Raw genomic sequence first — 19,430 nt, forward strand, 5'->3', positions numbered from 1 at the left:
TGTACTCCCGTACAGCTCACGAAAGGCAAATCTCATGAAAACCGCTTCTACACTCCGCTCCGCTCTCTTGTCCCTGGCTTTGGTGGCCGGCTTGGCCCAGGCCGGTGCGGCGCAGGCTGCTGATCAGGCTGCCAGCCGCCCGCAGGACCTGACCCGTGCCGAGGTCGTGGCCGACTTCAATCTGTGGCACCGTGCGGGCCTGGACCAGTTCATGAACACCCCGGGCTTCGACTTCAACTCGGCCGAGTACCACCAGGCGCTGGCCGTGTACCAGTCCCTGCGTTCGGGCCCGGCTTATGCCGAAGAGCTGGCCAAAGTCCGCGCAACGGCCGGGTCGGCACGCTGAGCAAGCCGCGTCCCGTCGGTGGCCGCCAGATAGGTGGTCACCGGCACGTCGTCGATCTGTGACGGGTCCAGGAAACGCTCGGCGTAGACCCGGTAGACGCCCGACGACAGGAACAAGGCAAACAGCGCGGGGTCGATGTGGCCCCGTTGGCTCATCCGGTTCAGGATCTCGATGGCCTCGGACAGCTTCTTGGGCTTCTTGTAAGGGCGGTCCGAGGCGGTCAGGGCCTCGAAGATGTCGGCAATGGCCAGCATCCGGGTTTCCGGGCGCAATTGCTCGTGGTGCAGCCCCTTGGGGTAGCCGGTGCCATCCATCTTCTCGTGGTGGCCCGCGGCGATCTCGGGCACATGGGTGAGGTGGGGCGGGAAGGGCAACTGGCGCAGCATGACCTCGGTCTGCACGATGTGCTGGTTGATCTTGAAGCGCTCTTCTTCGGTCAGCGTGCCATAGCCCAAACGCAGGTTGTACAGCTCGCCCTGGTTGTAGAGCAGCTTGGGCTCGGCCATGCGGAAGCCCCAGCGGTCATCCTTGGGCATCTGGTCGTGGACAGGGCGCTCCATGCGGTGCTGCGGCTTGTCGGCCAGCACCGATTCGGTCACGGGCAAGGGCAGGGCCACGTCTTGCGGATGGCGCTGCAATTCGAGCGGCGACAGGCCCAGACGGTCGTCGAGGGTGCGCTGCCAGGTGCGTTGCGCCACCTCCAGCAGACGTTGCTGGTCCTCGGGTGCCATGGCCTCGCTGCCCAGGTTGCAACGGGCCACAAAGGTAAAGTCTTCGTCCAGTTCGGTCAGGGTTCGGGCCAGGTTCTGGCGGCAGGCGGCTTCGTCGCCTCCCTCCAGGATGCCCTGCAGGCAGTGGATTTCGGCGTCGCGCTTGAGCACCTCGAAACGCATGCGCACTTCGTGGATGCGGTTGTAGAGCGCCTCCAGCTTGGTGGCCTTGTCGACCACGTACTCGGGCGTGGTGATCTTGCCGCAGTCGTGCAGCCAGGCGGCCATGCGCAGCGTTTCCCAGCCTTCGTCATTCAAGTGGAAGGACGCATAAGGGCCCTCTCGCGCCTCGCACGCCGCCTCGGCCAGCATGCGGGTGAGCTCGGGCACCCGGGCACAATGCCCGCCGGTGTAGGCGCTCTTGGTGTCGATGGCGTTGGCGATGAGCTGGATGAGCGCATCGAACAGCGCCTTTTGTTCGCTGATCAGGGCCTGGGCTTCGAGGGCGACGGCCGCCGTGCCGGACAAGGCGCCGAGGAAGGACGCGCGGTCTTTTTCGCTGGGTGTCTCTGACAGGATCAGCATGGCCCCGACCAGATCACGCTGTCGGTTGAGCAGCGGCACCGCCATGGCGTGAGGGGGCCAGGGTTGCTCACCCAGCTCCGACAGACCCAGGGTCAGCATGTCCACGGGTTGCAGCGGGCCAGACAGGACGCGCCCCTGGCTCAGGGCCAGTCCCAGCAGCGGCACGTCTTGCGCAGGGCGCGGCGCTGCAGATGGCTCCTTGGGGTTGGGCAGCGCCAGTCGGTGCAGACGCTGCAGCGCTGCCGCGTCGATGGCTTGCCCATCGATGCCTTGGGCGCAGGCTGGCTTCAACCCCCCGTCCTCACGCAGATAGAGCACGCCAGCGGCCGCGTTGACGGCGCTCACGGTCTCACCCAGCAGACGGGGCAGGAGGCGGTCAAAGTGCTTTTCGCCGGAAATGGCCGAGCTGATTTCCAGAAACTGGCGGATGGTCCGCTTCATCTCGCCCACGGTGCGTGCCAGGGTGTTGACCTCCAGCACATAGGACCTGAGCGGCACGGTCTGCCCGAAGTCGAAGTGGCGGATGGATTCGGCCTCTTGGACCAGACCGCTCAAGGGGCGGGAAATGCCACGGGCGAAGCGCCAGGCCAGCACGATGGCGCCCAGGATGATCAACAGCGCCGCGATGATGGCGACGTGACCTTCCTGGTAGACGGTGGCCAGCAGCTCGTGGCGGGGCACCGCATTGATCAGCAGCAGGGGGGTGCTGCCCAGCATGGGCAGGCTGTTGAGCGTGACCTGCCATGACCCATCCGGCAGCGAGACCACCTGCTGCAGGCTGCCCGTGGCCGGCACCTGGCTGAGCTGGAGGTGCTTGCTCAGTTCGGTGAGCACGGGCACGCCGAAACGGGCCAGGTGGGTCAGCGCGGGACGGTCATGGCTGCCGCCACGCGGCACGATGAAGGAGTTCTCGTGCGCGAAGACTTCGCCTTGTGCGTTGACCAGCACCAGTTGGGAGTGGGGCGTGAGCTTCTGGCGGGCCATGCCGGCACCGAGGGTGCGCAGTTGAATGTCCAGACCGATGACGGTACCGCTGGCGTGGCGGGACTGGCGTGACAGGGTGATGCCGACCTGCCGGTCGGTGTAGAACAGATAGGGGTCGGTGACATGGACCTCACTGTTGCGCAGCGCCTGGCGGTACCAGCTGCGGTTGCGAGGGTCGTAGCCGCGGGCGTAGTCGGGCACGGACAGGGCGCTGAGCACCTGCATCTGTGAATTGAGATAGAGCTGGCGCCCCCTCGGGGTGGCGCCTTGGCGCTCGATGCTGCGCACCATGTAGTGCGCGCCGGCCGGGGCTTGAAACTGCTCGCGCTCTTGCGCGTCGTGCAGGCGCCGCACGAAAAAGTAGTCCCCCGTGGGGTAGCCGAAGAAGATCGAGGCCGATGCAGGCGTGTGATCCAGCGTGGCTTTGATCAGGGGCAGACGCGCCATGCGCTGCTCGAACTGGGTCAGGCCGGCCAGTGGGTCAAACTGCAGCAACTGCAGGGCCGTGTGGGCGGGCTCGGTCAGCAGGCGCAACTCGGCCGAGGTCTCGCGACTGATGCGCTGGGCCAGATCGGCCGACACCGAGCTGATGAGCCGGTCTGCCATGCGATAGCCGACGAACCCCAGCAGGGAGCCGACCAGCAAGATCAGCACCATGAACAGGGTCGACACGTGAACGTGCAGGGGGGCGTTGGCGCGCATCAGAAAATGCTAACAGCCCCTCTCATGGCGTGGCGTGGTCAGAATCGGCGTTATGCCAAGGTCTTTGGCTCACCATCCGGGGCGGGCGGGCCGCCACGGTGCGATTTGGTCCAGCTGTAATCGGGCGGCAACTCGTCGCTCACGCCGGGCTTGCTCACGCAGTCACCCAGTTCGGAGTGGGTGACCACATGGCTGTTGAGGGCCAAGCCCTGAGCGTCCTTGTCCTTGCGGCGTGCTTCGGAAAACGCCAGGGCGGCCAGCAACTGATCGTCGCTGAAGGTCTCGCAGTGCGGGCGACCTTGACTGAGCCAGAAGACGACGATGCTCATGCCAGGGTCACTTGTAGAAGGCCTCGACCTTGCCCTTGAGCTTGATCAGCAGCGGCTTGCCCTTGCGGTCAACCTTCTTGCCGGCGGGCACCTTCACCCAGCCTTCGCTGATGCAGTATTCCTCGACGTCGGCGCGTTCCTTGTCGTTGAAGCGGATGCCGATGTCGTGCTGGAACACCTCGGCCACGTAGTGGGGGCTGCGGGGGTCGATGGACAGGTGATCGGGCAGGGCGGGAGCGGGGGCTTGGGTGGTGTCGGTCATGTCAATGTGCAAGATTCGGTTGACGCGGACGGCGTCTCGCCCCTCAGGGCGCAGGCTCGGCCGTCAGCGAGGCCGCAGGATAACGCGTCATCATGCCCGACATGGCTTCGACCGGACAGTTCAGCCACTTTTCATAGTCGGCTTCGTCCAGGATGACCACCATGCGCTTTTCGTCTTCCGGCTTGTGCAGGGTGCGCATCAGGGGGTGGTCGTCGGCGTTCACCGTGAGCATGGCGAACGAGGGCACGGGGGCGCCGTTGTGCGACCAACCCAGGCTCCACAGTCCAGCGATGCCCATGGGGGCGCCATCGGCGCGGGCCACCTGCCAGCGCGTTGCCTTGCCGGCCTCATCGTAGTGAGGCAGGTACACGCATTCGGCCGGAACGATGCAGCGATGCCCCCGGCGCCAGGCGTCGCGGAAGTTGGGCTTGGTGTCGGCGGTTTCGCTGCGGGCGTTGTAGGTGCGCCGCGCGACGGTCGGGTCCTTGGCCCAGAAGGGCATCAGGCCGAACTGGCCGATGAAGACTTCGCGGTGAGACTCGCCACCCTCGTCGCTTTGGCGCACGACGGGGACCAGGCACATGGATCGGGCCTCTTCTGGCCAGGTCGCATCTGTGGGGGCGGGGGCACCAAAGTGAGCTTGGAGCCGAGTTCTGTCGCTGACCGGACGGTAATTTGCACACATGCTCCCCAGACTACGCCATTTCGGTGACGGAATCGGGTCGCAGGGCTCGGTGAGAACCCTGGAGGCCGTGACGAGCTGCGCGGAAATCAGCCCCGGACCTCAGCCCCAGTAGGCTGCGAACGCGTGTCCGGTGTCGTCGATCGCTTCAAAGCGGTTGGCGTCGAGCTCGTGGATGAACAGCTGGCGCAATTCGTCGACCAAGGCCTGGTTGTCTTCGTCGGACACGGGCTTGCCCACGGGGGAGCCTTGGGGGATTTCCTCGGCCTGGTGCGTCCAGAAGGGCAAGGTCACGACCAGTTGGGGGGCGTCGCAGCGACCGAACTTCCAGCCTTTGATGCGACCACGGAAACGGCCGATGGCACCCGCCACCGTCACGCCGTAGAAGGCGTTGTAGCGCGGGACGATGGTCAGCACCGCCTGAACCTCGGTGGTGGTCAGTTCCTGGGTCAGGAAGTTGGGCGAGTAGAACGGCGCGTTCTCGTCCACATGTTCACCGAAACCGAATCGGGTGAACTGTTGGGCGATGTAGATGCGGCGGGTGGAGGTGACCGGCATGGGAGAGGGAACCAGAAGTAAAAATGCTGCAGTGCAATATCTTATTTTAGAGCCAGATGTGTCAATTTGTGTAGCAAGTTGAGGCCGGAGCGCAAGTTGTCCACGTTTCCTGTGGATAAGTGTGTTGGCAAAGCGGGGGCAAGCCGATGCGACCCTGGGACAAAGCCTGGGTTGCTGCGAAATGAGGCAGTCGCGGGCCTTGCCCTGCCGTACCATCTTGGGTTTGATCCAACTGGTGTCCGCTGACACCACCGCATTCCGTGACCACTGGCCTTTTTACCTCTCTCCCTGGCTTGGCCGTTCAGCCTGCCAAGACCGACCCCAACCCCCTGGTGATCTACCACGGCAAGTGCCCCGATGGCTTTGGTGCCGCCCTGGCGGCCTGGCTGTACTTCGAGGGGCAGGGCGAGTACCTGGGGGTGAGCCACGGCAAGGTCACCACGCTGGACGACCTGCCGCCGCTGGAGGGGCGCGCGGTCTACATCCTCGATTTCTCGTTCGAGGCCTCGCTGATGCAGGGCATCGACGAGCGGGCGGCCAAGCTGGTGCTGCTCGATCACCACCAGAGCGCGGCCGACAAGCTGGGGCGTTTCCAGTGCCGCTGCGGGGCGGTGCATTTCGACATGAGCCAGTCGGGGGCGATGCTGTCGTGGAAGTTCTTCTTCCCCGAGCTACCGGTGCCCGACCTGATCCGCTATGTGCAGGACCGTGACCTGTGGCACTGGGCCTTTCCTGAAAGCGCCCCCTTCTTGTCGGCGCTGGATCTGGAGCCCAATGAGTTCCCGCGCTGGGCCGAGATTGCGGCGTTCACGCCGGAGCAGGTGGCTGAGTTCGGGCAGCGCGGCAGCGCCATGAACGAGAAGTTCCTCAGCCTGTGCCGCGACATTGCCCAGGGCGCCGCCCCGATCACCTTCAACGGCCAGGCCGGTGTGATGGTCAACTGCCCCGGTGCGTTCACCAGCGAGGTGGGCAACATGCTGTCGGCCGAGTGCGGCAGCTTTGCCTTGCTGTGGAGCGTGTCGAAGGACGGCACGGTCAAAGTGGGCCTGCGCGCGGTGCCCACCTTCAATGCCATTCCGCTGGCCGAATCGATGGGGGGTGGGGGACACCCTCAGGCCTGCGGCTTCCGCATGGGGCCAGAACGTCTGGTTGAGTTACTGACTGGGGTATTTTGGGCCGATCCAGGTCAACTTATTCCAACCTGACGTGCACCGATTCTCGTGAGACTGTCTGCGTTCCCCAGCCGCATGCTGGGCGAGGCGGTCGCATCAGATCATGACAGGCAAAGCCATGGAGTTGATGGAATCAGACACGGATCGCATGACCGTGCTCGTGGTGGATGACACCAAGGAGAACCTCACGGTCATCGGCCAGTTGTTGCGGCCCCACTACCAGTGCGCGTTGCCAATTCGGGTGCCGAGCCTTGCAGGCCGTGGAGGTGGCGCCACGCCCCGATCTCATCGTGCTGGATGTGATGATGCCCGTGATGGATGGCCTGGAGGCGGCCAGGCGCATCCGCGCCCTGCCAGCCTATGCCCGGACACCCATTTTGGCGATGACCGCCAATGCCTTCGCCGAAGACCGGGCCGAAGCCCTGGGGCTGGGCATGAACGACCACATTCCCAAGCCGGTGGACCCGGCGCAGTTGCGCCGCGTCCTGGCTGCGTCTGCATCTGCATCCGAGGTCGTGGGATCGGAGCATGCGGCCTTGTCTTCGGACGATCTGGCACTGCGGGCCAGACGGCAGGCCCTGCCCGGGCTGGCGCTGGACGCTTTGCTTGCCAGCGAAGAGATGCGGGCCTTGCAGTCGGTCACGCCCTGAGGCGGCCTTCGTGGATGTTTGACTTTTGCGCCTTGCCCGATGCCTGAGAAGTTGTTTGAGCCCATGGTCTTTGTGGACCTGGAGACCACCGGTGCCACTGGCACGGTGGACCGTATCACCGAAATCGGCATCGTCGAAGTCAACGAGGAAGGCGAGGTGCGGGAGTGGTCGAGCCTGGTCAACCCGCAGACCTCGATCCCGCCCTTCATCCAGAACCTGACCGGCATCAGCGATGCGATGGTCGCCAAGGCGCCCACGTTCGAGGAACTGGCCGACGAGGTGCTGATGCGCTTGCATGGGCGCCTGTTCGTGGCGCACAACGCGCGCTTCGACTACGGTTTCTTGAAGAACGAGTTCAAACGCGTGGGCGTGGACTTCAAGGCCACGGTGTTGTGCACGGTCAAGCTGTCGCGCAAGCTGTTTCCGCAGTTCAGCAAGCACAGCCTCGATGCGCTGATCGAGCGGCACCAGTTGCACATGCCGGCCCGCCATAGGGCGCTGGCCGATGCGGCGGTGCTGTGGCAGTTCTGGCAGGTCTTGCAGCAGCAGTTGCCGGCTTCGCAGTTGCAGGAGGCCGTGGGCATTTTGACCGGCCACAGCAGTTGGCCCACGCACCTTGACCGCGCGGTGCTGGATGCCTTGCCCGAGCGCCCTGGCGTGTACCTGTTCTACGGCGATGGCGCGGTCCCGCTGTACATCGGCAAGGCCAACAAGCTGCGCCAGCGCGTGTTGTCGCACTTTGCGGCCGACCATCGGCTGGCCAAGGAGATGAGCCTGGCGCAGCAGATCCGCCGTCTGGAGTGGATTGAGACGCCCGGCGAGATGGGCGCGCTGCTGCTGGAGGCGCAGTTGATCAAGCGCTGGCAGCCCATCCACAACCGGCGTTTGCGCCGCAGCGACGAGCTGTGCACCTGGCGCCTGTTGCCCACCGAACGCGATGGGGAGGGCGGCTACCTGCCCGAGCTGGCCTGGGCGCGCGACCTGGACTGGGGGCGGCAGGATGCCGTGTACGGGCTGTTTGGCAGCCAGCGCGATGCGCTCAAGACCCTGCGCGAGATCGCCGAGGAGTCGCAGCTGTGCCTGGCCACGCTGGGCCTGGAAAAGGCCGCGGCTGGGCGGCCCTGTTTTGCCTACCAGTTGCACCGCTGCAGTGGGGCGTGTGTGGGGGCGGAATCATGGGGCCGGCATTCGGCCCGCTTGCGCACGGTGCTGTCGGATTGGCAGGTGCGGGTCTGGCCGTATGGCGGGCCGGTGCAGGTGCGCGAGGGCGATGCCTGGCATGTGCTGGATGCGTGGTGCTACCTGGGCACAGCGCGCACGGCGGACGAGGTGCAGGCGCTGCTGGAACAGGGGCGGCCCACCTTCGACAAGGATACCTACAAGATTTTGGCGGGACGCCTGTCCAGCATGGTGGTGAAGCCGGTGCCGGTGTTGGTGCCGCCCCCCCTCAAGCCGACAGCAGAAACGACTTGACCTGCGCGGCGGTGTTGGCCGGCTGCTCCTGCATGAAGCAGTGGGTGCCGCTGACCTCTTGGGTTTGTACGTGGCGATTGACGCGCCGCAGACGGGCGGCGCCTTCGAGCACGAAGGGGAAAGTGTGGTCGGCGTGGACCACCAGCGTGGGGGTTTCGATGCGGCCCAGCAGGGTCCAGAGCCGCTCGGGTGCTGAGGCGAATACCTCGGCCTCGCGCGAGGGCTGGCATTTCAGCTCCACACCGCCATCGGGCGCCTCTTTCAGGGCGTGGCGCACGAAGGCGTGCAGGGCCTCGGGCGTCCAGGTCTTGTAGACGCCGCGGTGGCGCAGTTGCTCGAAGGCCTCGTCGCGGCTGGCCCAGTGGTGGCGGCGGCTGCGCGCACTGCGGGCCAGGGGAGACAGCCGGGCGGTGCCCGTGAGGATGGCCACCGCCGCACCCAGCATCATCGCGGGCGAGAACAGCACCGGGTCGAGCAGCACGGTGCGCTGAAACAGCTTGCGGTGCTCGCCCATGGCCAGGCCCGTCAACACGCCACCCAGGCTGTGGCCCAGGCCGAAGTGGGGCACCTGGCCAAACAGGGGCTGGCCGTGGGCTTTGAAGGCCTCGATGGCGAGTTCGGCATTGCGATTCCATCCCACAAAGCGGCCGCCATGGTCACTGTCACCATGCCCCTGGATGTCGCACAGCCACAGGTCGAAATCACGGGCCAGGTATTGCAGCATCGGCTCGTAGGTTCGACCGCAAAAGCCGTTGCCGTGCAGAAAATGGATCAGCGGTTTGCCACTGGGTGCGGTGTGCCAGCCACGAAGGGTGAAGCCTTCACGGGCGGTGTGGGTCCAGGGGGTCAACTGCATGGGCTTGCTTCGGAGTCAGGGTGTCAGCCCGTCATTGTGCCAACACCTTGACCCGATTGACCCGATTGACCCGATTGACCCGATTCGCCTGTGTGGCGGTGTCACGCCGTGGCCGAGAGCTTGCGCGTCAGCCATCGCACCAAGGTCCCGATGAGTGGCAGCTTGGCGTACAGCTCTTCGGCGGTGTCCCAGTAGTCGCGGTGCAGGCTGACGCGGCCATCGGGCGCGAAGGTGAGTTGTGTGGCGCCGTGCACGGTGAGTGTGCCCTCGGGGCGGTCGATGAGGAAGTCCCAGGTCAGCCAGGCGTGTGTGCCCTGGGTCATCGTGTGGTGCACCACGAAGCGCGGGTTCTTCACGGTGTCGAACATGTGCGCGAACACGCGGTGGATGCCGTTCAAGCCGGTCACGTCGTTGAACGGGTCTTTGAAGCGGGCCTGCTCGGCGTAGACGGTGCTGAGCGTGACCAGGCTGGCGGGGCTGAGCGTTTCGAAGAAAGCCGCGACGCGGGCGGTGCGCGGGTCGGCATCGGTGGGTGTGCCCGCAGCCCTGTGCGCGGTAAGACCCGGATGGGTGTCACGGTTGATGGGGGCGATGGGCATGGGCAGTGGTCTCACAGCCCGGTGGCGCGGCGCACCAGGGCGAAGTAAAGCGTGTCGGGCAAGTGTCGCATCAGCTTGAGCCACAGCGTGAAGCGACGCGGAAAGTGGATCTCGAAAGCGCCCCGTGCCCAGCCTTTCAGGATGGCCTGGGCGGCCTGGTCGGGCGTGAGCAGGGCGGGCATGGCGAACTGGTTTTGCGCCGTCAGCGGGGTGGCCACGAAGCCGGGGTTGATGACGGAGACGCCGATGCCCAGCTCGTGCAGGTCGAGGTAGAGCGTGTCGGCGAGGTTCTGCAAGGCGGCCTTGGTGGGGCCGTAGGCCAGCGATTGTGGCAAGCCCCGGTAGCCGGCCACGCTGGCCACCAGGCTGAGGTGACCGTGGCCTTGACGTTGCAGGACGGGCAGGATGGCGTCCAGCAGGTACAGCGCGCCGGCCACGTTGACCTGCTGGTGGCGCAGGGCATCGTCCAGATCAAAGTCGGTGGCGCGCATGGCGCGGTAGTGGCCGGCGCAGTACATCACCAGGTCGATGCGGCCGTTCAAGGCGAGCACCTCTTGCGTGGCGCGGGCCATGTCGGCGCGGTTGGTCACGTCCAGCGGCAAGGCGATGCTGCCAGGGTGCGCTGCGGCAAAGCGGGCCAGCGGTTCGGCCGAGCGGGCCGAGACGACCACGCGGGCGCCGGCGGCGTGCAGGGCACGGGCCGTGGCTTCACCGATGCCGCTGGAGGCACCAACGAGCCACACGACGCGGTCTTGCCAGTGGGTGATCCGGGGGTTGAGGGACATGGCGCGCTCAGGGCTTGGTGAAGGACAGGGTGACCTCGCCCAGGCGGATGCCGAACTTGCTCATCTCGGCCTTGTTGAGCATGGTGCGCTGGTCCATGAGGTACATCCAGTCGTCGAACTGCACATGCCAGACGCGGCCGTCCACCGGCAGGGCCAGGGTGTAGGCCCAGCGGAAGGCGTTGCCGGCGGTCTGGCCTTCGGCCGTGCCCACCACATCGTCAGCGCGGCCGGTGTAGCGGCCATTGCCGTGGTCGGTCAGGTGCCAGATGCGGGTCTGCTTGGTGCCGTCGCTGTAGGTGAAGCGTTCGTCCAGCGTGCCCTCGTTGCCCTTCCAACTGGCCTGCATGTCGACCACGAAGCGCTTGACGACTTTGCCGCTGCGGTCGGTGAAGATGCCGTGGGCCTGCATGGGGCCGTTGAAATACTGCTTGAGGTCGAGCGCCGGTTGTTCCTGGGCGTAGTCCTGCACCTGGGGGCCGGCGCAGCCACTCAGCAGGGGGCTCAGTGCGAGGGCCGTGAGCGTGGCGGCAAGGAAGCGTTGGAAACGCAGGGGGCGTGTCGTGCGTGGGGAGGGGGTCATGCTTGTCCTCTCAGAACAGGGTGGCGGCGCATGGCGCGCCACAGGGCAGCGGCAGCCAGCAGCTTGAAGACGCAGGGCAGCAGGCCGTAGGTCAGGGCCATGGCGAACTGGTTGTCGGGTGTGTGGCGACCGGTTTCATAGCCGACCCACGCCAGCAGGGGCAGGGCCAGGCCGGAGGCGAGGGCAAGGTTGAGCTTGGTGGCGGCCGTCCACCAGCCAAAGAAGCGGCCCTCGCTTTGCTGGCCCAGGCCCGCGTGGTGGATGACGCCGGTGAGCAGTGCGCCGGGGATGGCCAGGTCAGCCCCCAGGGACAGGCCGGTGAGCACGCAGATGGCCTCAAACGCCAGGGCATCGCCCGGGTCAAGCAAAGGCACGGCGCAAAAGGCCAGCACGCTCAGACCCATGCCCAGCAGCCAGGCCGGGGCCAGGCCGATGCGTTGGATCAGCTTGACCCACAGTGGCAGGCCAAAGGCCGCGGCCAGGAAGTAGCTGCCCAGGAACAGCGGCTCCCAGGTGGGGGCCTGCAACGTGTCGCGCACAAAGAAGGGCAGCAGGGTGGCGGGCATGGCGCTGGCCGTGCCGTTGAGCAGGAAGACGATCAGCAGGGCGACAAAGGCCGGGGTGCGCCAGGGCGTGGTTTGCGCAGCGGCTGTCGAGGCGGTGGGCTCGGTCGGGGCTGCCGTTGCGGTGGCGGGCACATGCGCCGCCAGGGTCTGATGCAGGGTCCACAAACCCAGGGCCAGCGCCACGGCCAAGGCCACGCTGGTGGCCTGCAAGCCCAGCCACGCAGGCAGGATGCTGGCCAGCAGCACCCCGGCCAGGGCTGCACCTTCACGCCAGGCCACCAGGCGGGCGCGTTGCTCGGGTTGGCCGCCCCAGCGCGCGCCCCAGGCCTGGTGCACCATCGAGGCCAGGCTGTAAGCCAGATAAGTCACCACCAGCGCACCGGCCAGCCAGGCCAGCAGGTGGTTGCGGGTGTCTTGCACGTTGGCGGGTGGCGTCCACAGGGCGGCAAAGCCCACGGCCATCAGCACCGAGGCCAGCAAGGCGGCCACCCAGCTCTGGCGCGGGTGGCGGGCAAAGAGTTGGTCCACCCAGTGGCCGATGCGCGGGTCGAGCACGGCGTCCAGCAGGCGGGTGAGCAGCAGCAAGACGCCCAGGGTGCCCAGCGGCACGGCGTACTGCTCGGCGTAATGCCGGGGCAGGGTCACATACAGCGGCAGCGACACGAAGGCCAGGGGCAAGCCCAGCAGGCCATAGCGCCATCCGGTGCCGTGTGTGTGAACGCCCGTGCCGGACATGCTTCAAGCCTTGCCGATGAGGGCGTTGCGCAGCCCGGGGGCCGAGGTCTTGGGCGACAGCCAGATGCCAAAGAACAGGCGAGCGAAGGCCTTGTCGTTGATGGCAGCGGTGGGCTTGCCGTTGAAGAAGAAGCGCACGCCGCCAGCCCCATCGTGCAGGCCGGTCAGCCGGTCTTGCGCGCCCACATTGGGAAAGGCCTGGTTCATGAAGGCGAGCCAGGCTTTGGATTGGGCTTCGGTGAACTCACCCACGCGGCGCATCTCGGCGACCGAGCGCTCGGCAATGGCGTCGCCCTCCAGCTTGCGGGCGTACTCCAGCTCCAGTGCGAAGGGCAGTTGGTCGTAGCGCTCGGGCTCGAACGCGGGCAGCGCCCACAGGCGGGCTTCGTACACCAGCAAGCCGAAAAAGCGCAGGGGGGCGCGGCCCCGCAACTGCGCCAGTTTCAGGTCCGCGATGACCTCGGTGGGTGCGGTGGTGAGGGGGGCGGCGGCAAGGGCGTTCATGGTGGGGACAGCGGTGGCGCAAAAAGTGAGACACCCCGCCGCCAGGGTGCACAGGGTCTGGCGACGGCTGAGATCAGTGGAGTGGTGTGACATGGTGTGAGTGGGGTGTGAGGAGAGCGTGAGGGCTCAGTCCGGGCGGCGCAGGGTGAACTGCATCACGTCGGTGTTGCCGTGGTCGAAAGCGGCCTCGCAGTAAGCGAGGTAGAAGGTCCAGATGCGCACGAAGCGGGTGTCAAAGCCCAGTTGCCCGACTTCGCTCTCGCGCTGCAGGAAGGCGTGGCGCCAGCGGCGCAGCGTCTCGGCGTAGTCGGGGCCGAAGGCCAGGCGCTTTTCCACCACCAGGCCGGCTTGGCGGGCCATGGCCTCGAAGCCCGAGGGGCTGGGCAGCATGCCGCCGGGGAAGATGTACTGCTGGATGAAGTCGGTGGAGCGGCTGTAGCGCTCGAACAGGTCGTCGCGGATGGTGATGGTCTGGATGCAGGCGCGGCCACCGGGCTTGAGGCAGCGCTTGACCGTGTCGAAGTAGCTGGGCCAGTAGGACTGCCCGACCGCCTCGAACATCTCGATGGAGACGATGGCGTCGAACGGCTCGCGCTCGTGCAGCGGGGCCAGATCGCGGTAGTCCTGGTAGCGCAGGTCGGCCAGCTCGCTCAGGCCGGCGTCGGCCATGCGCTGTTGGGCCCAGGCCAGTTGCTCGCTCGACAGGGTCACGCCGGTCACGTGCGCCTGGCGCTCGCTGGCGGCTGTCTCGGCGATGGCGCCCCAGCCGCAGCCGATCTCCAGCACGCGGCTGCCGGCGGTCACACCGGCTTCGTCCAGCGCACGGCGCATCTTGGCCATCTGCGCGGCTTTCAGGTCGGCACGGGCCAGCTCCTGGGCACGCTTGCCCTCGAACCAGGCGCTGGAGTAGTTCATTGACGCATCCAGCCACATCCGGTAGAAGCTGTTGCCCAGGTCGTAATGGGCGTGGATGTTCTTGGCGCTGCCTTCGCGCGAGTTGCGGTTGAGCCAGTGCTTGACGCGGTACAGCAGCGAGCCCCACCACGAGCCGTACACCACCTTCTCCAGGTGATCGCGGTTGACGATGAACAGCGACAGCAGCGCGCTCAGGTCGGGCGTGTGCCAGTCCCCGTCGATGTAGCTTTCGGCAAAGCCGATGTCGCCCGACTTCATGGTGCGCTCGAACACGCGCCAGTTGGTCAGGCACAGCGTGGCGCGCACGCCGGGCGTGTCATCGTGCCCGATGGCCGAGGCCGGAAAGCGGCTGTGGCCGCCGTCGGGCCATTCGATGTCGAGCCGACCATGTTGCAGCTTGTTGAGCAGCCGGAACACCCGCTTGGCCGAGGCCGGAGCATCGGCAGGCAGGGCAGGGGTGGCGTGGGTGGTTGATGCGGTGGTGTTCATCGGGAGACGAAGCGCTCAGGCGCAGCAGGCTTGTGGAAGAAAGGCACGCGCTTGAGGAACAAGCGCAGGGCGTGCCAGTGAATGCGGGCGACCACGCCCAGCGTCATCAGGGGCGTGCCCCAGAAGGCACGGCGGGCGCTGTGGCGGGTGAAGGGCTCCAGATGGCCGCTGATGCTGGTTTTCAGCAAAGGGCCTTGGTCGTCGTGCAGGTCGATGCGGGCGACCATGCGGTCGGCGGTGCGCATGAAGCGGAAACGGTATTGCCCCTCGACGGCGCAGAAGGGCGAGACGTGGAAGATCTTGTCGGCCACCAGCTCTTGTCCCCAGCGCACGTTCTCGCCGCGCAGCAGGTAGCAGTGGCGCTCACCAAAGGTGTTGTTGACCTCGGCCACGATGGCCGCCAGCGAGCCATCGGCGCGGTGCGCAAACCAGAAGCTGACGGGCTTGAACGCATGGCCCAGCACGCGCGGGTAGGTCTGCAGCCAGACCTCGCCATCGGCGTCGTCAATGCCTTCGGCCTGCAGCAGGGACTCGAACCAGGCCAGGGCGTCGGGGCCGCCATCGCCATGGTCCCGGTCATCGAAGGTGATCCAGCCAAAGCGGCCGCGCGGCACCTGCCAGCCCTGATCCCGCCCCAGGCGCATCGGCAGCATCAGGAAGTAGCTGGCGTGACGGAAGGTGTGCTGGGCCGGGCGCAGGCGCTGATGCCACACCACGCCGCGCCCGATCAACGCCTGCGGGGCGGGTGTCAGTGCAGTGGTGACGGGGGTGGCGTTCATGGTGCGGGGTGTCCTCACGCGGCGGCCAGCGGGCGGGCCCAGGCGGTTTGCTGGATCAGTTTGGCAGCGCGCAGACCGGCCTGGAAGCCGTCTTCGTGGAAACCGTAGCCGCACCACGCGCCCGCGTACCAGACGCCCTGGGTGCCTTGGATGGCCGGCAGGCGGGCTTGCGCGTCGATGGCGGCCTGGTCGAACACCGGGTGGTCGTAGGCGATTTCCTGGATGACGGTGGCGGGGTCGGGCTCACGCACGGGGTTGAGCGACACCACCACCGGCTGTTGCCAGGGCAGCGGTTGCAGCGCGTTGATCAGGTAGTGCAGGCAGACCTGTGCCTGCTCGGTGTCCACCTGGGCGGCACGTTCGTAGTTCCAGGCGGCCCAGGCCGAGCGCTTTTGCGGCAACAGGCGCGTGTCGGTGTGCAGCACGGCGCGGTTGGGCTGGTAGCGGATGGCGCCCAACAGGTCGCGCTCGTTGGCGGTGGCCTGGGCGCCCAGCAGCCTCAGGGCCTGATCGCTGTGACAGGCCATCACCACCCCGTCGAAGGTTTCGGCCCCTTGTGCGGTGTGCACCGTCACGCCCTGGGCATGGCGGGTCACGTGGGTCACGGGCGTGGCCAGGCGTGTGTCCTTCAGGCGCGCCAGCACCTTGCGCACGTACTCACGCGAGCCCCCGGTCACCGTGAACCACTGCGGCCGGTTGGCGACTTGCAGCAAGCCGTGGTTGTGGCAAAAGCGGATCATCGTCGCCATCGGGAAGCGCAGCATCTGCTCGGTCGGGCAGGACCAGATGCAGGCCACCATCGGCAGGAAATAGTCTTCGCGGAAGGGGGTGCCAAAGCCGTGCTCATCCAGAAAAGCGCCGATGGGCTGTGCCAGTGCGGCGTCCGCACCTGACACCGCCATGGCCGTGGTGAGCCGGTTGAAGCGCAGGATGTCGCGCAACATCGACCAGAAACGGGGGCGCAGCAGGTTGCGGCGCTGGGCAAACACGGTGTTGAGCGAATTGCCGCTCCACTCGATGTTGCGACGGCCGGCACCTTGGGGCGACTGCACCGAGAACGACATCTCGGAGGGCGCACGCGCCACCCCCAGTTCGTCAAACATGGCGATCAGGCCGGGGTAGGTGCGCTCGTTGTAGACCAGAAAGCCCGTGTCCACTCCGTGGGTGAGGCCGCCGAGGGTCACGTCGACCGTGTTGGCGTGGCCGCCGAAATACGAGCCGGCCTCGAACACCGTGACCTCATGGCCGCTGCCCGGGGCAGACAGGTGCAAGGCGGCGCTCAGGCCACTGATGCCGGAACCGATGACGGCGATACGGGACATGCGATGCTCCAGGTATTTGAACTTGCTAGTGCAGAATGAATACTTGTTAGTCTACATCATAGCCAAAAGAGTGTCACGTTTGTCTTTTGCCGTTTTACTCCAAGGGTCATCGGTCTACAATGGCGCTCATGGCACGGCTTTCATACAAGGAACAAATACAGCGCATTCGCGAGGACGCCATCGTGGAGGCCGTCAATCGCCTGCTGGCCACCAAGGGCTACGACGCGATGACGGTGGACGAGGTGGCCGCGGAGGCCGGCATGGCCAAGGCCAGTGTGTACAAACACTTCGCCTCGAAGGAAGATCTGGCCGCTGCGGCCATGATCCGCGCGCTCGATCGGGCCGTGGCCTTCGTGGACGGTCTGCGTGAGAGTACCGACGCCCGTCCGATTGACCAACTCAAGGCCGTGGCCCGCTGGGCGATCACCAGCCAACTGGAAGGCGAGATGCCCTCGCTGCCCTCGCAAAACTCGGCGCTGTCCAACTCGCTGCAGGCCAACGAGGCCTACATGGACCGCCTGATCAGTCTGAGCAACAAGCTCAGCATCTGGATCACCGAGGCGCAGACCAGTGGCCAGCTCAACCCCGACCTCCCGGCCGAGATGACGCTCTACATGCTGTTCGCCCTCGCCTGCGACCCGGTGGTCGGCATGCTCAAGGCTTCGGGCATGTACACGAACGAGCAGATCCTGGCGTGGGTCACCACCGCCACCTTCGACGGCGTGAGCCCCCTCGCAGCGGCGCCGCGCTGACGGCTTCTGACCTGCTCAGGTCTGATCCCGCTGGGAGCCAGGCAGCAAAAAGGGGCTCCGAGGAGCCCCTTGGTCATGGTGCGATCACGTCAGATCAGACGCGCTCGATCACCATGGCGATGCCCTGGCCACCGCCAATGCACATCGTGATCAGGGCGTAGCGGCCGCCGGTGCGTTGCAGCTCATAGATGGCCTTGGTCACCAGGATGGCGCCCGTGCCACCCACGGGGTGACCCAGCGAGATGCCCGAACCGTTGGGGTTGACCTTCTCGTTGTCCAGGCCCAGCTCCTTGGCCACGGCACACGCTTGGGCGGCGAAGGCTTCGTTGGCTTCGATCACGTCCATGTCGGCGACGGTCAGGCCAGCCTTGGCCAGCGCGTTGCGCGAAGCCGGCACGGGGCCAATGCCCATGTACTCGGGCTCGACGCCAGCGTGGCCGTAAGACACCAGGCGGGCCAGCGGCTTCAGGCCCAGTGCCTTGGCCTTGTCGCTTGATGCCATCACCACGGCGCCAGCGCCGTCGTTCAGGGTCGAAGCGTTGCCCGCGGTCACGGTGCCTTCTTCCTTCTTGAAAGCAGGCTTCATCTTGGCCAGGGCGTCGACCGTGGTGTCGGCCTTCACGCCTTCATCGGTGTCGAACAGCACCACGCCCTTGCGGGTCTTGATCTCGACCGGAACGATCTGTTCCTTGAAGTAGCCAGCGGCAATCGCCTTGGCGGCGCGCTGTTGCGACTGCACAGCGTAAGCGTCTTGCTGCTCGCGGGTGATCTCGTAGCGGGCGGCCACGTTTTCAGCGGTGATGCCCATGTGGATGTGCATGCGCGGGTCGTGCAGGGCACCCAGCATGAAGTCCAGCATCTTGACGTCGCCCATGCGAGCGCCCCAGCGGTTGCTGGTGACCAGGTAGGCGCCGCGACTCATCGACTCGGCACCGGCACCCACGGCCACGTCGCAGTCACCCAGCTGAATGGACTGAGCGGCCGACACGATGGCCTGCAGGCCCGAACCGCACAGACGGTTCACGTTGAAAGCAGGGGCCTCTTGCGGCACGCCAGCGTTCAGCGCGGCCACGCGGCTGATGTAGGCATCTTGCGGCACGGAGGGGATCACGTGACCCACGACAACATGCCCGACTTCCTTGGGGGCGACGCCAGCGCGCTCCAGGGCGGTCTTGATCACCAGTGCGCCCAGGTCAGCGGGCGGCACGTCCTTGAGCGCGCCACCGAAGCTGCCGATGGCGGTACGGGCTGCGCCCACGAAGACGACTTCACGAGTCATGTTGTGTTCCTTTGAAAGGAGGAGGACAAATCGCCAGATCTGGCGGGATGGATTGTCAAATTATGAGGCCAATGTGGCGCACTTGGTGCGTCGCACCATTGTCAGGCGTGCCTCCCTTGGGTCGGGGGTGTCGGGGTGAATCCCTGATACGGGATGAAAACCGCGCCACCCACAATCGGCGTGAACTTTCTCACAGATGTTGTCCGGAGACATGATGCTCGATCGACCCTTGATCTTTGTGTGGCCCGACGCCATCGCCTTCTGGGCCGTTCTGATCTGGGCCTACGCCATGGAAGCGCGCCAGTTGCAACAGAAAAAGCAACGTTCGGCAGGCCATGAGGGCGCCGACCGTTACTCGGGCCTGGTCATCTCGATTGGCACCTCGCTGCTGCAACTGGGCGCCGTGGCGCTGGCGTTCTACACCCCCTCCGCCATGCCCGCCGAGGCCCGCCATCCCGCCTACTTTGGCGGACTGGGCCTGATCGTGGCCGGCATGCTGTTGCGCATGCACTGTTGGCGCGAGTTGGGCGCCTTCTTCACCCACACCGTCACCATCGCCGATGACCACCGCGTGGTCGATGGCGGCGCCTACCGCCTGCTGCGCCACCCGTCCTACCTGGGCGCCTTGCTGACGCTGATGGGCCTGGGCCTGGTGCTGGGTAACTACGCCAGCCTGGCTCTGATGTGCATCGGCTCCTGGTCCATCTACATCTACCGCATCCAGGTGGAAGAGGCCGCGCTGGAATCGGCACTGGGCGAGTCCTACACCCGCTTCAAGCAAAGTCGCAAACGCCTGATCCCCTACGTCTACTGAAG

At 66.1% G+C, this 19,430-nt stretch carries 21 protein-coding genes; 6 read left to right on the plus strand and 15 right to left on the minus strand.

Annotated elements, in window-relative coordinates:
- The first annotated feature begins 34 nt into the window (after positions 1 to 34).
- Positions 35 to 346 carry a DUF4148 domain-containing protein gene (locus AC3WW4_RS06950; RefSeq protein ID WP_488827654.1) on the plus strand — a complete coding sequence of 104 codons (312 nt, stop codon included), beginning with the start codon at positions 35 to 37 and terminating at the stop codon, positions 344 to 346.
- On the opposite strand, the gene AC3WW4_RS06955 is transcribed toward AC3WW4_RS06950, so the two are convergent.
- The 5 genes from AC3WW4_RS06955 to AC3WW4_RS06975 all read right to left on the minus strand — a co-directional run bounded on the left by AC3WW4_RS06955 (position 295) and on the right by AC3WW4_RS06975 (position 5,158).
- Positions 295 to 3,327, minus strand: a complete 3,033-nt coding sequence (locus tag AC3WW4_RS06955) for an HD domain-containing phosphohydrolase (protein ID WP_488827655.1) — start codon at positions 3,325 to 3,327, stop codon at positions 295 to 297. The two genes, AC3WW4_RS06950 and AC3WW4_RS06955, sit on opposite strands and share 52 nt — an antisense overlap.
- Positions 3,328 to 3,377: 50 nt before the next feature.
- Positions 3,378 to 3,656, minus strand: a complete 279-nt coding sequence (locus tag AC3WW4_RS06960) for a hypothetical protein (protein WP_488827656.1) — start codon at positions 3,654 to 3,656, stop codon at positions 3,378 to 3,380.
- 7 nt (positions 3,657 to 3,663) lie between these two features.
- Entirely contained in the window at positions 3,664 to 3,918 is a 255-nt protein-coding gene (locus AC3WW4_RS06965; RefSeq protein WP_300159804.1) for a DUF3297 family protein, read from the minus strand.
- Between the two features lie 43 nt (positions 3,919 to 3,961).
- Positions 3,962 to 4,603: an SOS response-associated peptidase gene (locus AC3WW4_RS06970; protein WP_488827657.1), complete on the minus strand. Its 642-nt coding sequence runs from the start codon at positions 4,601 to 4,603 to the stop codon at positions 3,962 to 3,964.
- Between the two features lie 99 nt (positions 4,604 to 4,702).
- Positions 4,703 to 5,158, minus strand: coding sequence for a hypothetical protein (locus tag AC3WW4_RS06975; protein WP_488827658.1), 456 nt, complete (start codon positions 5,156 to 5,158; stop codon positions 4,703 to 4,705).
- A gap of 260 nt (positions 5,159 to 5,418) precedes the next feature.
- On the opposite strand from AC3WW4_RS06975, the gene AC3WW4_RS06980 reads away from it, so the two are divergent.
- The 3 genes from AC3WW4_RS06980 to AC3WW4_RS06990 all read left to right on the plus strand — a co-directional run bounded on the left by AC3WW4_RS06980 (position 5,419) and on the right by AC3WW4_RS06990 (position 8,453).
- Positions 5,419 to 6,363 carry a DHH family phosphoesterase gene (locus AC3WW4_RS06980; protein WP_488827659.1) on the plus strand — a complete coding sequence of 315 codons (945 nt, stop codon included), beginning with the start codon at positions 5,419 to 5,421 and terminating at the stop codon, positions 6,361 to 6,363.
- 227 nt (positions 6,364 to 6,590) lie between these two features.
- Positions 6,591 to 6,980, plus strand: a complete 390-nt coding sequence (locus AC3WW4_RS06985; RefSeq protein WP_488829700.1) for a response regulator — start codon at positions 6,591 to 6,593, stop codon at positions 6,978 to 6,980.
- A 39-nt stretch (positions 6,981 to 7,019) separates the two neighbouring features.
- Positions 7,020 to 8,453, plus strand: a complete 1,434-nt coding sequence (locus AC3WW4_RS06990) for a 3'-5' exonuclease family protein (protein WP_488827660.1) — start codon at positions 7,020 to 7,022, stop codon at positions 8,451 to 8,453.
- Here the strand turns inward: AC3WW4_RS06990 and AC3WW4_RS06995 are convergent.
- The 9 genes from AC3WW4_RS06995 to AC3WW4_RS07035 form a co-directional block, all read right to left on the minus strand.
- Positions 8,428 to 9,309, minus strand: coding sequence for an alpha/beta fold hydrolase (locus tag AC3WW4_RS06995; RefSeq protein ID WP_488827661.1), 882 nt, complete (start codon positions 9,307 to 9,309; stop codon positions 8,428 to 8,430). The two genes, AC3WW4_RS06990 and AC3WW4_RS06995, sit on opposite strands and share 26 nt — an antisense overlap.
- A 101-nt stretch (positions 9,310 to 9,410) precedes the next feature.
- Positions 9,411 to 9,908, minus strand: a complete 498-nt coding sequence (locus AC3WW4_RS07000; protein ID WP_488827662.1) for a nuclear transport factor 2 family protein — start codon at positions 9,906 to 9,908, stop codon at positions 9,411 to 9,413.
- 11 nt (positions 9,909 to 9,919) lie between these two features.
- Entirely contained in the window at positions 9,920 to 10,693 is a 774-nt protein-coding gene (locus tag AC3WW4_RS07005) for an SDR family NAD(P)-dependent oxidoreductase (RefSeq protein ID WP_488827663.1), read from the minus strand.
- 7 nt (positions 10,694 to 10,700) lie between these two features.
- Positions 10,701 to 11,273: a DUF3833 domain-containing protein gene (locus tag AC3WW4_RS07010; protein ID WP_300159769.1), complete on the minus strand. Its 573-nt coding sequence runs from the start codon at positions 11,271 to 11,273 to the stop codon at positions 10,701 to 10,703.
- Positions 11,270 to 12,574 (minus strand): MFS transporter, encoded by a 1,305-nt coding sequence (locus tag AC3WW4_RS07015; RefSeq protein ID WP_488827664.1) that lies wholly within the window; start codon positions 12,572 to 12,574, stop codon positions 11,270 to 11,272. Before AC3WW4_RS07015 ends, AC3WW4_RS07010 begins: the two co-directional genes overlap by 4 nt.
- Positions 12,575 to 12,577: 3 nt before the next feature.
- Complete coding sequence (locus AC3WW4_RS07020) at positions 12,578 to 13,078, minus strand: chalcone isomerase family protein (RefSeq protein ID WP_488827665.1); 501 nt, start codon at positions 13,076 to 13,078, stop codon at positions 12,578 to 12,580.
- Positions 13,079 to 13,204: 126 nt separating this feature from the next.
- A complete protein-coding gene (locus tag AC3WW4_RS07025) occupies positions 13,205 to 14,482 on the minus strand; it encodes a class I SAM-dependent methyltransferase (RefSeq protein ID WP_488827666.1) in 1,278 nt (425 codons plus the stop codon).
- Complete coding sequence (locus AC3WW4_RS07030) at positions 14,479 to 15,261, minus strand: DUF1365 domain-containing protein (RefSeq protein WP_488827668.1); 783 nt, start codon at positions 15,259 to 15,261, stop codon at positions 14,479 to 14,481. The genes AC3WW4_RS07025 and AC3WW4_RS07030 overlap by 4 nt, the downstream gene beginning before the upstream one ends.
- 14 nt (positions 15,262 to 15,275) lie before the next feature.
- A complete protein-coding gene (locus AC3WW4_RS07035; protein ID WP_488827669.1) occupies positions 15,276 to 16,583 on the minus strand; it encodes an NAD(P)/FAD-dependent oxidoreductase in 1,308 nt (435 codons plus the stop codon).
- A 119-nt stretch (positions 16,584 to 16,702) separates the two neighbouring features.
- Between AC3WW4_RS07035 and AC3WW4_RS07040 the strand changes: the two genes are divergently transcribed.
- Positions 16,703 to 17,335 carry a TetR/AcrR family transcriptional regulator gene (locus AC3WW4_RS07040; protein WP_488827670.1) on the plus strand — a complete coding sequence of 211 codons (633 nt, stop codon included), beginning with the start codon at positions 16,703 to 16,705 and terminating at the stop codon, positions 17,333 to 17,335.
- Positions 17,336 to 17,429: 94 nt separating this feature from the next.
- On the opposite strand, the gene AC3WW4_RS07045 is transcribed toward AC3WW4_RS07040, so the two are convergent.
- On the minus strand, positions 17,430 to 18,614 hold the full coding sequence (locus AC3WW4_RS07045; protein WP_488827671.1) for an acetyl-CoA C-acyltransferase family protein: 1,185 nt from the start codon (positions 18,612 to 18,614) through the stop codon (positions 17,430 to 17,432).
- A gap of 211 nt (positions 18,615 to 18,825) precedes the next feature.
- Between AC3WW4_RS07045 and AC3WW4_RS07050 the strand changes: the two genes are divergently transcribed.
- A complete protein-coding gene (locus tag AC3WW4_RS07050) occupies positions 18,826 to 19,428 on the plus strand; it encodes a methyltransferase family protein (protein WP_488827672.1) in 603 nt (200 codons plus the stop codon).
- The last annotated feature ends 2 nt before the right edge of the window (positions 19,429 to 19,430 follow it).

It is taken from the genome of Aquabacterium sp. TM01 (assembly GCF_057808345.1).

What these genes read in the sequence shown, in the direction of transcription:
- AC3WW4_RS07025 (WP_488827666.1), bottom strand. Translation starts at nt 14,482, where the DNA reads ATGAACACCACCGCATCAACCACCCACGCCACCCCTGCCCTGCCTGCC.
- AC3WW4_RS06975 (WP_488827658.1), bottom strand. Translation starts at nt 5,158, where the DNA reads ATGCCGGTCACCTCCACCCGCCGCATCTACATCGCCCAACAGTTCACC.
- AC3WW4_RS07050 (WP_488827672.1), top strand. Translation starts at nt 18,826, where the DNA reads ATGATGCTCGATCGACCCTTGATCTTTGTGTGGCCCGACGCCATCGCC.
- AC3WW4_RS06965 (WP_300159804.1), bottom strand. Translation starts at nt 3,918, where the DNA reads ATGACCGACACCACCCAAGCCCCCGCTCCCGCCCTGCCCGATCACCTG.
- AC3WW4_RS06995 (WP_488827661.1), bottom strand. Translation starts at nt 9,309, where the DNA reads ATGCAGTTGACCCCCTGGACCCACACCGCCCGTGAAGGCTTCACCCTT.
- AC3WW4_RS07005 (WP_488827663.1), bottom strand. Translation starts at nt 10,693, where the DNA reads ATGTCCCTCAACCCCCGGATCACCCACTGGCAAGACCGCGTCGTGTGG.
- AC3WW4_RS07040 (WP_488827670.1), top strand. Translation starts at nt 16,703, where the DNA reads ATGGCGCTCATGGCACGGCTTTCATACAAGGAACAAATACAGCGCATT.
- AC3WW4_RS07015 (WP_488827664.1), bottom strand. Translation starts at nt 12,574, where the DNA reads ATGTCCGGCACGGGCGTTCACACACACGGCACCGGATGGCGCTATGGC.
- AC3WW4_RS07045 (WP_488827671.1), bottom strand. Translation starts at nt 18,614, where the DNA reads ATGACTCGTGAAGTCGTCTTCGTGGGCGCAGCCCGTACCGCCATCGGC.
- AC3WW4_RS07030 (WP_488827668.1), bottom strand. Translation starts at nt 15,261, where the DNA reads ATGAACGCCACCCCCGTCACCACTGCACTGACACCCGCCCCGCAGGCG.
- AC3WW4_RS07000 (WP_488827662.1), bottom strand. Translation starts at nt 9,908, where the DNA reads ATGCCCATCGCCCCCATCAACCGTGACACCCATCCGGGTCTTACCGCG.
- AC3WW4_RS06960 (WP_488827656.1), bottom strand. Translation starts at nt 3,656, where the DNA reads ATGAGCATCGTCGTCTTCTGGCTCAGTCAAGGTCGCCCGCACTGCGAG.
- AC3WW4_RS06955 (WP_488827655.1), bottom strand. Translation starts at nt 3,327, where the DNA reads ATGCGCGCCAACGCCCCCCTGCACGTTCACGTGTCGACCCTGTTCATG.
- AC3WW4_RS07010 (WP_300159769.1), bottom strand. Translation starts at nt 11,273, where the DNA reads ATGACCCCCTCCCCACGCACGACACGCCCCCTGCGTTTCCAACGCTTC.
- AC3WW4_RS06950 (WP_488827654.1), top strand. Translation starts at nt 35, where the DNA reads ATGAAAACCGCTTCTACACTCCGCTCCGCTCTCTTGTCCCTGGCTTTG.
- AC3WW4_RS06990 (WP_488827660.1), top strand. Translation starts at nt 7,020, where the DNA reads ATGCCTGAGAAGTTGTTTGAGCCCATGGTCTTTGTGGACCTGGAGACC.
- AC3WW4_RS07020 (WP_488827665.1), bottom strand. Translation starts at nt 13,078, where the DNA reads ATGAACGCCCTTGCCGCCGCCCCCCTCACCACCGCACCCACCGAGGTC.
- AC3WW4_RS07035 (WP_488827669.1), bottom strand. Translation starts at nt 16,583, where the DNA reads ATGTCCCGTATCGCCGTCATCGGTTCCGGCATCAGTGGCCTGAGCGCC.
- AC3WW4_RS06970 (WP_488827657.1), bottom strand. Translation starts at nt 4,603, where the DNA reads ATGTGTGCAAATTACCGTCCGGTCAGCGACAGAACTCGGCTCCAAGCT.